Origin of the sequence: Mycobacterium sp. OTB74, from assembly GCF_029892685.1 — a bacterium.
Lineage (GTDB): Bacteria > Actinomycetota > Actinomycetes > Mycobacteriales > Mycobacteriaceae > Mycobacterium.
This window is the reverse complement of record NZ_JARXVD010000003.1, coordinates 391,528-403,152: the sequence shown is the minus strand read 5'-3', so window position 1 is coordinate 403,152 and position 11,625 is coordinate 391,528. Positions and strand designations below refer to the sequence as shown.

The following is an 11,625-nucleotide window of genomic DNA, read 5'->3' as shown; positions in this document are numbered from 1 at the left end:
TGGGCCGCGGGCCGCATCATGGATCGCGACGACCGACCACTGCCACCGCAGCAACGAACACCACCACGACCACTCCAGCGAAGTACAACGCCGCACCCGTCGGGCCCCACCACATCGGGAATGTCTGAAACCACGGGGTTTTGGTGAATGTGTACACGTTCGCGAACGGCAACAGCGGCCCGACCCGCCCACTGACCTGCGGAATGGTGCCCAGCAGCGGTTCAATCACGAACGGCAGCAGTACCAGCACCGCCACCACCGCTGCGGTGTGCCGCAACAACGCGCCCAAGCCCACTGCCAGCACCGCACCGAGCACACCGAACATGGCCAGTGCACCGACCGTCTGCCATACCGCAGGACTGGTCAAGCCCAACCCGTCGGCAGTGGGGCCGGCCATCATCGAATTGCCCAGCGCTATCGACCCTAGAGTCATAACGGCCGTGACGATCCCGGAAAATATCGCGGTTACAACGGCTTTCGCAATCATGACCGTGCTGCGTCGCGGGGTTGCCAGGAAACTCGTGCGGATCATCCCGGTGCGGTATTCGGCGGTGACCGTCAGTGCGGACAGAATCATCAGCACCGGCACCCCGAACCTTGCGACGCCCAGGGCGGCCCGCTCCGGAGGTAACAGGCCGTAGGGCAACACCGCCGCTTGAATCGCCGAGAACCCCAGACTCAAGCCGAGCACGACGAGGGTGAGCCAGATGGGCGCCCGAGTGCTCTGCAGCTTGAGGCGTTCGGAATTGATTGCCGCCAGATTCATCAGGTTGCCCTCGCCTTCTGCTCGGCCCGGTAATCGACGGCGGCATCGGTCCGCTGCAGATATGCCTCCTCCAGTGAGGCCTGCCGAACGCTCAACTCGTGCAATGTGATTCCGTGGGCAGCGGCCGCCTCGCCGATCTGTTCGGTCGACGTGCCAGTAGCCAGCAGTGCATCACCATCATGCCGTACCGAGACCTGCTGTGCGGTAAGCACTTCAGCCAGTCGTTCCAATTGCGGACTGCGCACCCGCACTGTACCGACGCCGGAAGCGGCCAGGAACTCCGGCATGGTGGTCGAGGCGATGAGCCGGCCCCGGCCGATCACCACCAACCTATCAGCGGTGTTGGCCATCTCGGCGAGCAGGTGGCTGGACACCAGCACGGTGCGACCCTCGGCCGCAAGTTCCCGCATCAGGGTGCGGACCCACCGGATGCCCTCCGGGTCAAGGCCGTTGACGGGTTCATCGAAAAGCAGCACCTCGGGGTCACCCAGCAGAGCCGCGGCGATACCCAGGCGCTGGGCCATGCCCAGCGAGAACGAACCGGCCTGCTTGCCCCCGACCTCTGTCAGACCGACCAGGCCCAAAACTTCCTCCACCCGGCTTGCCGGCAGTCCGTTCGCGGCGGCCATCCACCGCAGATGCGCCCGAGCGGTGCGGTTGGGATGGACCTGTCGAGCGTCCAGCAGAGTACCGACGCTGCGCAACGGCCACTTGAGGTCTCGGTACCGCCGGCCGAGCACGGTGGCCGTGCCCGCGGTGGGCCGGTCCAGCCCGACGATCATGCGCATCGTGGTTGATTTGCCCGCCCCATTCGGTCCAAGAAAACCGGTGACATGGCCGGGTTCGACGGTGCAGGTCAGATCGTCGACCGCCCGGGTCCGGCCGAAATCCTTTGTCAGCCCGGTCAGTTGGATCATCGGTGCAGCACCTTTAGGACGAGATCGGCGACAGCGCGCATGCCGGCGGCATTGGGGTGCAATGGTGCCACCCGCCCTGGTAGCGGCCAGTGGAACGCCGTGACCCAGGGCTGCTTCGACCACCCGTGCCGGTCGCAGCTGGCCGCCGCAGCGGGCACCAGTTCGCAGCCGGTCGCCTCCGCTGCGGTAGCGGTCAGCTGCGCCAGTCGTGCGGCGATATGTCGGCCCAGATCGGCGTCGGCGTCGCTGATCGGGGGTGCCGGCACACCGGCCGGCGGCAGCAAGGTCAGGTAGTCGACGAACAACACCCGCGCCCGCGGTGCTCGCCGGCGAACCTCAGCGCCAACGGTTTTCAGGGATTCCCCGACCTCATCCAGAGCACGGTCGCGGGCGGCGGCATCGAGTTGGCCGCGCAGCAATCCGCCGATCAAGGGAACGGAGCGCAGGACGCGGGGCAGACATGCGGCGAGCAACATCGGGACGTAACCGGCGTCGTTGCCGCCGATGGTGATGGTGACCAGCGATTCGGTACCTTCGAGCGCCTCGACCTGAGGTGCTGCCCTGAACTGCTTGTCGGACAACACATGTGCGGTGGTCGCGCCGGAAAAAGTCACGTCCACAAGCTCATAGCCGAGTTGGGCAGCCACCAGGTGCGGGTAGTTGACCGCCGAACGACCAGACCGCGATGGTGCGCCGGGCGCGCTCGGCCGGATGCCCGGACCGGCGGCCATCGAACTGCCCAGCGCGACGTAGCGACGTGTCATAAGGCCGGGCTGGACGCCTGCGCCCAGAATCGTTTGGGGATGCGACCGGCTTGCCGAGCCAGCCGTCCAGCGGTCACCGCTGCGGCCATGGCAGCTGCCATCGCCGGCGGGTCAGAAGCCCTGGTCACCGCACTGGCCAAAAGCACTGCGTCACAGCCCAATTCCATGGCCAGAGCGGCATCACTCGCAGTACCGATTCCGGCGTCCAGGATCACCGGAACGCCCGCGGCAGCGACGATCATCTCGATACTGTGCGGGTTGCAGATACCCAGCCCGGTGCCGATCGGCGAGCCCAATGGCATCACCGCGACGCAGCCGGTGTCCTCCAGCCGTTTGGCCAGCACTGGGTCGTCGTTGGTGTAGGGCAGCACGTTGAAGCCGTCGTCGACCAATTGTTCTGCGGCACGTACCAGTTCGATGGCGTCGGGCAACAGCGTGCGCTCGTCGGCGATCACCTCAAGTTTGACCCAGTTGGTCCCGAGCGCTTCCCGAGCCAGTTGTGCAGTGAGCACGGCCTCCGCTGCGCTCCGACACCCCGCAGTGTTCGGCAGAGGAGCAATACCCAAGGTGTTCAGCAGATCCAATACACCGGTTCCGGATTCGGCATCCACCCGGCGCATCGCCACGGTGGTCAGCTCAGTGCCCGACGCGACCAGCGCCTCCTCCAGAACGGTCAGGTTGGCCGCCCCGCCGGTACCCATGATCAGCCGGGAACCGAACTCACGGTCCGCAATCCGCAACACGTCCTGCACCTCAGCCACCCTGCACCGCCGTAACCACCTCGATCTTGGCGCCGTCGATCAGCGCCTGGTCCCAACTCGATCGCGGTACCACCGTCCAGTCGATGGCCACAGCGATACCCTTGTCCGGAAAACCAAGGGAATCAACCAGTTCGGATACCGTCGTGCCCTCGCCGATCTCCACGTCCTCGTCGTTGACTGTGACTTTCATCCGGCGACTCCATATCGTGAGTTGAGTTCTTCGGAAATCCGTTGTGCGGTCCAGGGCGCCAGCAAAAAGCCCGAACGACCGTGGCCGGTGGCCACCAGGGTGCGCTCATCCAGCCGACCCACGATGGGCAGGCCGTCGGGCGTCATCGGCCGCAGGCCAGCCGCACACTCGGCCAATTCAAACTCACCCAGCGCAGGCATCACCGCGCAGGCATCGTCGAGCAGGTCCCTGATCCCGGTGACCGCGGGAGCGGAGTCCCTGCCGTGCTCGTACTGGGTGGCGCCCACCACCACTCCGTCGGCCCGCGGCACCAGGTACACCGGCCGACCGTGTACCCGGGCCCGAACGACCCGCTGCGGCACCGGCATGCAACCTTGCCGCCAGCGCAGCCGGAGTACCTCACCCTTGACGGGGCGCACCGGCAGCCCGGGCCATAAAGTTGGTGCGTCAATTCCGTTGGCCAACACCGTGATATCCGCGTCGCGGGTCTGGTCCAGCGAGTCCACCGGATCAGCCCATTGCACACCCAACCGCTCGCAATGCGCACTCAGTGCCTCAACCAGCAGCCGGTTGTCCACGGCCAGTTCGGTTTCCGCGCGGAAACCGTGCCTGATGCCCTGCGCCAGCAGAGGTTCGATGTCACGGGCAGCGGTCGTCAGTGTCACCGGTTGCCCCTGCGCGGCCAGCCAGTCGGCAACAGTCCGCAGGTCGGCAACGTCAGCCCGGTCGACCGCGACCACAAGTGACTCGCGGGAGGTCACCACCTCATCGGGTAAGCCGTCCAGGAATCCGCTGTGCCATAGAGCCAGCGACTCCAACCCCAGGGCAAGCAGTTCTTCTTCGCCGGGCCAGCCTTCCGAATGTGGTGCCAGCATGCCGCCGGCCACCCAGGAAGCCCCGCGTACGTCGGTCCGGTGGACCCGCACCTGGTGCCCGTCGAGCGCCGCGCGCCGAGCCACCGCCAAACCGATGACACCGCCGCCAATGACAGCAAGGTCCACGGCCACGATCTTTCTCTCTCCCTTCGCCGGCATGACCCGGATCAGGTGTGACGGTAAAGGGTGGTCGACCCCACTCTCAGCCCCCGATCCCGGGACTCCCGTGTCGCGTCGTCCACGGTAGTCGCTACCGTCGCGCTTGTGCATACACCCCTCCAGCGCCTGCAGTCCGCGTCCCTGTATTTGTGCACCGACGCCCGCCGCGAGCGCGGTGACCTGGCCGAATTCGCTGACGCGGCGCTGGCCGGCGGAGTAGACATCATCCAGCTGCGCGACAAGGGCTCGGCCGGTGAAGCCCGGTTCGGGCCTCTGGAGGCCAAACAGGAACTCGATGCGCTGGCTGTGTTGGCCGACGCGGCCCGCCGCCACGGCGCACTGTTCGCCGTCAACGACCGGGCCGATATCGCCCGCGGCGCCGGCGCCGACGTGCTGCACCTGGGGCAGGATGACCTGCCGCTGCCGCTGGCCCGCGACATCATCGGACCGAATCCACTGATCGGCCGGTCGACCCACGACGAGCAGCAGGTGGCGGCCGCGCTCACCGAAGCCGTCGACTACTTCTGCGTCGGCCCGTGCTGGCCGACGCCGACCAAGCCCGGACGCACCGCACCGGGCCTGGACCTGGTGCGGACGGCGGCCGTTTCGGGAACGGACAAACCCTGGTTCGGTATCGGCGGAATCGACGCACTTCGGGTACCCGAGGTGCTTGCCGCCGGGGCCCGGCGCATCGTGGTGGTGCGCGCCATCACCGGCGCCGAAGATCCGGCTGCAGCGGCACGGGAGTTGAAAGCGGCCCTGCGTTCCCGTTGACTTGCGTCCACGGCGCTCGTCACTCGAACTTTTGCGCCGTGGGGGCAGCATCAACGCCTAGCTGTCTACCACTTGAACGGCAGTTTGGCGGTCACGCTGCGCAGCCGCTCCCAGCTGGCCGCGAAACCGGGATGCAATGGCAGCGACGCGACGTCGTCCTCGGCCACCCAGCGCAGCTCGGCACTCTCCAGGTTGGCCACCGTCTCCAGCTGCTCGGCTGCGTCGGCGATCACCGTGGTGTAGGTCCAGACGTCGCCTACCGCAGTGGCCGTGACGACGCTGATACGCACGGTCAGTTGATGGGGCTCGAGTCCCGTCTCCTCGAAGGCCTCGCGGACCGCGGCCTCCTCGACGGTCTCATGGCTGTCGCGGGCACCGCCGGGCAACGCCCACGTCCCGCCCTGATGGCTCCACGGCGCCCGGTATTGCAACAGCACCACCGCGCCGCCACTCGGATGGGGTGCCCGCACCAGCAGGCCCGCCGCGCCGTGCCGGCCCCAGAAATGGGCGCCGTCGGCGCCGAGCACCCATCCGTCACCGTCGCCTCGCACGGGTTCAGAATAGGCAACCGCGTCATCTTGTGGGTGCCTGCCTCAGTTTCTGCCAAGTTCCATGACCGGGCCGACCGGGAATCCACCCCCATCGCTCAAGTTGCTCTTAGACTTCCTTTATAAGGTTCGGACGGGTCGGCAGGGCAGGAGAAAGTTGAGGTCGGCGCACACGTGACGGTGGAGTTGGCGCACCCTTCGACCGAGCCCCTGGCGAGCCGGTCATCCAGAGCTCCCGCGCACTCTCGTTGGTGGTTCATGTGGACCACACCGGGCCGCATCCTGATCATCGGGCTGGTGTTGTCGACGCTGGTGATGGCCTGCGCATTCGCGACGTCCACCACCATCAACAACCGCCAGCAGGCCCTGACCACGGTCCTGGACCACACCGAACCGCTGGCCTTTTCCGCCGGCCAGCTGTACACCACGCTGTCGGTGGCCGACGCCGCCGCAGCCACCGCGTTCATCGCGGGGGCCGAACCACAGGACGTCCGGCAGCGTTACCAGCAGGCGATCAGCGACGCGGCCCAATCGGTGACCCGCGCCTCCAGCGGGCTCACCGACGAACCGATGATTCAGTTGCTCGGCCACATCAATTCCGAGCTCGCCGTGTACACCGGCCTGGTCGAGACCGCTCGGACCAACAACCGGGCCGGCAACCCGGTCGGCTCTGCGTATCTGTCCGAGGCGTCCTCATTGATGCAGACGCAGATCCTGCCCGACGCCCAACGCCTCTACGAGACGACCTCGGCGCAGGTGAACTCCGAGACCAGCGCGTCATCGCAGATCCCCGCCTCGGTGATCCTGGTGATCCTGGCGACCCTGATGTTCGGTGCGTTCTCCAACCGGTGGCTGGCGCGGCACACCCGACGTCGGGTCAACCTGGGCTTCGTGGCCGGTGGTCTGGCAGTGCTCATCATGATCGTGTGGATCGGCACCACCCTGTTCATCTCCACCGCCGACACCCGCAGTGCGCGCAATACCGCAGCGGCATCGCTCAAGACGGTGACCACCATGGCCATCACCGCACAGCAGGCCCGCGCCGACGAGACCCTGGCCTTGGTCCGGCGCGGCGACGAGGGCATACGCAAGCAGTCGTACTACGACCGAATCAGTACCATGGAAAAGCTGTTGACCGAGTACATGAAACGTGATGACGCAGTCGGCAAGGACTACCTTGCCGACGCCGACAAGCTGCTGCAGCGGTGGCGCTCGGCCGACGACCGGATCAACGCATTCATCGCGACGGGCAACTACCAGGCCGCGACCCAGGTTGCGCTGGGCACCAGTGAGGACGACTCCACACCCGCATTCGACAAACTCGACGCAGCCCTGAGCAAGAGCATCGAGGAAAGCCGTAAGCAGCTGCGCAACGACATCCTGACCGCGCGTCGGGCGCTGTCCGGAGCGACGGTCGGCGCGGCGACACTCAGCATCGCGGCAGCGATGATGGTGGCGCTGGGACTGTGGCCAAGGTTGAGTGAATACCGATGAGCGGCACACGGTACACCCGATTGGCCCCGGCACTGATGGCACTGTTGCTTCTGGCCGGCTGCGGTGAGCCACCGCCGGCCGCGACACCGTCCGCCATCACCATCGTGCCACCGACACCGGCCGGCCTGGACATTCAGACTTCGATCCCACCGATGGCGGCGAAAGACGAAACTGATTGCACCGCAAGTCTTCGCCCGTTCCCGAATCCGGCCGATGCGGCGGCCGCGGTGACCAACATCAAGGACCGGGGACGGCTCATCGTCGGCCTCGACATCGGCAGCAATCTATTCTCGTTCCGCGATCCGATAACCGGACAGATCACCGGATTCGACGTCGACATCGCCGGCGAGGTGGCCCGCGACATCTTCGGTACCCCGTCCCAGGTCGAATACCGCATCCTGTCGTCGGCCGACCGGATCTCGGCGCTTCAGCACAATCAGGTCGACATCGTGGTCAAGACCATGAGCATCAACTGCGAACGCCGCAAGCTGGTCAACTTTTCCACCGCATACTTTGTCGCCCACCAACGTATCCTCGCGCCGCGGGACTCTGGGATCACCAAACCGGCGGATCTATCCGGCAAGAGGGTATGCGCGGTCAAGGGCACCACATCGTTGCAGCGACTGACCAGCATCACCCCTCCCCCGATTTTCGTGGAGGCAGTGACCTGGGCCGACTGCCTGGTGGCATTGCAACAGCGCCAAGCCGATGCGGTATCCACCGATGACGCGATCCTGGCCGGTCTGGTCTCCCAGGACCCGTATCTGCACATCACCGGCCCCACCATGGACGAGGAGCCCTACGGCATCGGGATAAATCTGGAGAACACCGGGCTGGTCCGGTTCGTCAATGGGACGCTGGAACGCATTCGCCGGGATGGAACGTGGAACACGTTGTACCGCAAGTGGTTGACGGTGCTGGGTCCGGCGCCGTCACCACCGACGCCGAGGTACTCGGACTGATGGCTGAGCACGAGACCGAGACCGACCCGAGGATCGACGTCGGGGATGAAACCGAGGACATGCCCGTCACCGACGGCGAGGACATGCCCGTCACCGACGGCGAGGACGAGGCCGTCACCGACGGCAGCGCCCGCCCGGGAACCCAACGCGCCGAGCCGGCCTGGGATTCAGTAGCGACAATGCGCCCGATGGGCACCCAGGCGGTGTTCCGGCCCACGCCCGACAGTTCGACCAGCACCCCGATCTCGGGTGAACGGGCCGCCCAGCGCGATAGCGGACGCACCGCCATCAGCACTGCCACGACCCGGGTTTCGCCCGTCCGGCGACTCGGCGGCGGCCTGGTCGAGGTACCTCGGGTGATTGAAAAGGACCCGCTCGCTGCGTTGATGACCAACCCGGTGGTTGCCGAGTCCAAGCGGTTCTGCTGGTGCTGTGGCAAGCCGGTTGGTCGATCCAGCCCTGAGGGGCCGGGCCATTCCGAAGGCTGGTGCCCGCAGTGCGATAGCCCGTATTCTTTTCTGCCGCAACTGAGTCCGGGCGACATGGTGGCCGATCAGTACGAGGTCAAAGGCTGTATCGCCCACGGCGGGCTGGGCTGGATCTACCTGGCACTGGATACCAATGTGAACAACCGCCCGGTGGTGCTCAAGGGTCTGGTGCATTCCGGTGACGCCGAGGCCCAGGCCATCGCCATGGCGGAACGGCAGTTCCTGGCCGAGGTCACCCACCCCGCGATCGTCAAGATCTTCAACTTCGTCGAACATGCGGACAAGCATGGCGATCCGGTCGGCTACATCGTCATGGAGTACGTCGGTGGAACCTCGCTGAAACAGGCCAAAGGCACCAAATTGCCAGTGGCCCAGGCAATTGCGTACATGCTTGAGATCCTGCCTGCGCTCGGCTACCTGCATTCGATCGAGCTGGTGTACAACGACCTCAAACCCGAGAACATCATGCTCACCGAAGAGCAGCTCAAGCTGATCGACCTCGGCGCGGTTTCCCGGGTCAATTCATTCGGATTCCTTTACGGCACACCGGGTTACCAGGCGCCGGAGATCGTCCGTACCGGGCCGACAGTGGCCACCGACATCTACACCGTCGGCCGCACCCTGGCGGCGCTGACGCTACGGCTGCGCACCCGCGGCGGCCGCTACGTCGACGGCCTGCCCGAGGACGACCCGGTGCTTACGAAGTACGACTCGTTCGCGCGCCTGCTACGCCGGGCTATCGACCCCGACCCGCAGCGACGGTTCAGCAGTGCAGAGGAGATGTCCGGCCAGTTGCTCGGCGTGCTGCGCGAGGTCGTTGCCCTCGACACCGGCTCACCCCGACCGGGCCTGTCCACAGTGTTCAGCCCGTCGCGTTCCACATTCGGGGTGAACATGCTGGTGGCGCACACCGATGTGTACATCGACGGGCAGCCGCACACCGAAAGTCTCACGGCCCCAGAGATTGTCACCGCACTGCAGGTGCCATTGGTCGACCCGGCGGACGTCGGCGCCGCGATGTTGTCGGCGACGGTGCTGAGCCAGCCGGTACAGACGCTGGACTCGCTACGGGCAGCCCGAGAGGGCTCGCTGGACGCCGAAGGCGTGGATCTGTCGGACTCAATCGAACTACCGCTGATGGAAGTGCGCGCGCTGCTGGACCTCGGTGACGTCGCGAAGGCCAACCGCAAGCTGGAGAACCTGGCCGAGCGGGTCGGCTGGCGATGGCGCCTGATCTGGTTCCGCGCCGTCGGCGAACTCTTGTCGGGCAACTACAGTGCAGCCACCGTGCATTTCACCGAAGTGCTGAATACCCTCCCCGGTGAACTGGCACCCAAAGTGGCGCTGGCCGCCACCGCCGAACTGTGCGGGGTACCCGCCGAGCGGGCGTTTTATCGGACCGTCTGGAAAACCGACAACGGCGTCATCGCAGCAGGATTCGGGCTGGCGCGCGCCCAGTCCGGCGCCGGTGACCGGGAAGCCGCGGTGCGCACGCTGGACCAGGTTCCTTCTACCTCACGGCATTTCACCACTGCGCGGCTGACCAGTGCGGTGACTTTGCTGTCCGCACCGAACACCGCAGACCTGACCGAACAACAGATTCGCGACGCTGCCCGACGGGTCGAGGCGCTGCCCAACACCGAACCTCGGGTGCTGCAGATACGCGCGCTGGTGCTCGGCACGGCGTTGGACTGGCTGGCCGACAATACCGCCAGCACCAACCACATCCTGGGCTTCCCGTTCACCGAGCACGGCCTGCGTCTTGGCGTCGAGGCCTCTCTGCGGGGCCTGGCCCGGGTGGCGCCGACCAAGGTGCACCGCTACGCACTGGTCGATCTGGCCAACAACGTACGGCCGATGAGCACTTTTTAACGGTGGGTGGCGTGGGCACCCGCGCCGAGATCGACATTTTGGCCACTTCTTCTCGCAACTTGCGGCCCGCTTGTCCGTTTGGGCGGGGTCAGCGATAGCGGTCGCGGAGCTGCGGGTCGTTCTGCCACCACAGGCCGCTCGTCGGTGCCTCCGGCTCGGGCTCTGACTCGGTCTCTGCAGCGGTTTCCCGCGGCGCCAGCGCCTGTGCTGCATCGGCTGCGTCGAGTTCGGCGTCCACCTCGGCGGCTTTGCGTCGCTCGTCGGAACCGAGCGCGCGCATCAACAGCATGATGAACGGCACCCCGAGCACGTCGCCGAGAATCCACAGCACCCCGGCGCCCCAGGTCTGGTCCTCGCGGATGCTGGGGCCGAAGTCCCGGTGCAGCCCGGCGTAGTAGTCATAGGCGATCACGGGACCCAGCCACAGCACCAGGCCGAGGATGCCGTCGCCGAGTCCCTCCGCCACACTGATGCCGATGGACAACAGCGGCGGATACCGGCGCGGCACCGGATCGGTTTGCAGGCGCGCATAGAAATAGCCAAAACCGATGACCAGCAACACAATCTGAGTCACGGTGGCGAGCGCACCAGTCATCGACGCGACGTACCACGGCGTCAGATACAGCAACCACGGGGTCGCAAGCATCAGCACCGACGTCACCGGTGGCGACAACAGCACCCGGGCTGCCGTCGAGCCCAGTATCGCGTCCACCCGCTGCTGCCCGGCCGGGCCTAGCCCTGCGCGCAGAGTCCCTACCGGTCGGCTCATCGCCAGGAAGAAGGGCACCACGTACAACATCAACAGCACCTGCAGGGCGCGTACCCAGAACAGCAATGGCGCGTACACCGCAATGGCGCTGAAGGCTGCCAGCGCCCACACCCCGATCGCGATGCCGAAGCACCACCACTGCGCGCGCGACACGGGGGTGCGACGACGGGCCCAGAGGAACCCGCCGATGCTGAGCGCGATCAGCATCGCGGCAACGGGATCGAACGTCCACGATCCGGCGATCATCGGAGGCACGGCCGCAAACTACGCCACAAACCTGGCAGGA

Annotated in this window: 12 protein-coding genes and 1 riboswitch; of the genes, 4 read left to right on the top strand and 8 right to left on the bottom strand. The window is 66.2% G+C overall.

Annotation, left to right across the window (positions count from 1 at the left end; genetic code table 11):
* Positions 1-16: 16 nt before the first annotated feature.
* The 6 genes from M2432_RS07475 to thiO all read right to left on the bottom strand — a co-directional run bounded on the left by M2432_RS07475 (position 17) and on the right by thiO (position 4,432).
* Positions 17-766 carry an ABC transporter permease gene (locus M2432_RS07475; protein ID WP_280826114.1) on the bottom strand — a complete coding sequence of 250 codons (750 nt, stop codon included), beginning with the start codon at positions 764-766 and terminating at the stop codon, positions 17-19.
* Positions 766-1,683 (bottom strand): ABC transporter ATP-binding protein, encoded by a 918-nt coding sequence (locus tag M2432_RS07470; RefSeq protein ID WP_280826113.1) that lies wholly within the window; start codon positions 1,681-1,683, stop codon positions 766-768. The genes M2432_RS07475 and M2432_RS07470 overlap by 1 nt, the downstream gene beginning before the upstream one ends.
* Complete coding sequence (locus tag M2432_RS07465; RefSeq protein WP_280826112.1) at positions 1,680-2,447, bottom strand: SGNH/GDSL hydrolase family protein; 768 nt, start codon at positions 2,445-2,447, stop codon at positions 1,680-1,682. The genes M2432_RS07470 and M2432_RS07465 overlap by 4 nt, the downstream gene beginning before the upstream one ends.
* A complete protein-coding gene (locus tag M2432_RS07460) occupies positions 2,444-3,199 on the bottom strand; it encodes a thiazole synthase (RefSeq protein ID WP_280826192.1) in 756 nt (251 codons plus the stop codon). The genes M2432_RS07465 and M2432_RS07460 overlap by 4 nt, the downstream gene beginning before the upstream one ends.
* Position 3,200: 1 nt before the next feature.
* Positions 3,201-3,398: a sulfur carrier protein ThiS gene (gene thiS, locus M2432_RS07455; RefSeq protein ID WP_280826111.1), complete on the bottom strand. Its 198-nt coding sequence runs from the start codon at positions 3,396-3,398 to the stop codon at positions 3,201-3,203.
* On the bottom strand, positions 3,395-4,432 hold the full coding sequence (gene thiO, locus M2432_RS07450) for a glycine oxidase ThiO (protein ID WP_280826110.1): 1,038 nt from the start codon (positions 4,430-4,432) through the stop codon (positions 3,395-3,397). Before thiO ends, thiS begins: the two co-directional genes overlap by 4 nt.
* Positions 4,401-4,511: riboswitch (TPP riboswitch) on the bottom strand. It overlaps the preceding gene by 32 nt.
* A 26-nt stretch (positions 4,512-4,537) precedes the next feature.
* On the opposite strand from thiO, the gene thiE reads away from it, so the two are divergent.
* Entirely contained in the window at positions 4,538-5,206 is a 669-nt protein-coding gene (thiE, locus tag M2432_RS07445; protein WP_280826109.1) for a thiamine phosphate synthase, read from the top strand.
* Between the two features lie 65 nt (positions 5,207-5,271).
* Here thiE and M2432_RS07440 read toward each other — a convergent pair whose 3' ends face one another.
* Positions 5,272-5,757 (bottom strand): NUDIX hydrolase, encoded by a 486-nt coding sequence (locus M2432_RS07440; RefSeq protein WP_280826108.1) that lies wholly within the window; start codon positions 5,755-5,757, stop codon positions 5,272-5,274.
* A 171-nt stretch (positions 5,758-5,928) separates the two neighbouring features.
* Here M2432_RS07440 and glnX point away from each other — a divergent pair, with 171 nt between their 5' ends.
* From glnX to M2432_RS07425, 3 genes are all read left to right on the top strand, one after another.
* Entirely contained in the window at positions 5,929-7,248 is a 1,320-nt protein-coding gene (gene glnX, locus M2432_RS07435; RefSeq protein WP_280826107.1) for a protein kinase G-activating protein GlnX, read from the top strand.
* The gene (locus M2432_RS07430) at positions 7,245-8,210 is read left to right on the top strand and encodes a glutamate ABC transporter substrate-binding protein (RefSeq protein ID WP_280826106.1); all 966 of its coding nucleotides are present in this window, start codon (positions 7,245-7,247) and stop codon (positions 8,208-8,210) included. The genes glnX and M2432_RS07430 overlap by 4 nt, the downstream gene beginning before the upstream one ends.
* 83 nt (positions 8,211-8,293) lie before the next feature.
* Positions 8,294-10,570 (top strand): serine/threonine-protein kinase PknG, encoded by a 2,277-nt coding sequence (locus tag M2432_RS07425; RefSeq protein ID WP_280826191.1) that lies wholly within the window; start codon positions 8,294-8,296, stop codon positions 10,568-10,570.
* An 88-nt stretch (positions 10,571-10,658) separates the two neighbouring features.
* Here the strand turns inward: M2432_RS07425 and M2432_RS07420 are convergent, their stop codons facing one another.
* Positions 10,659-11,585 (bottom strand): cytochrome c oxidase assembly protein, encoded by a 927-nt coding sequence (locus M2432_RS07420; protein ID WP_280826190.1) that lies wholly within the window; start codon positions 11,583-11,585, stop codon positions 10,659-10,661.
* Positions 11,586-11,625: the final 40 nt, after the last annotated feature.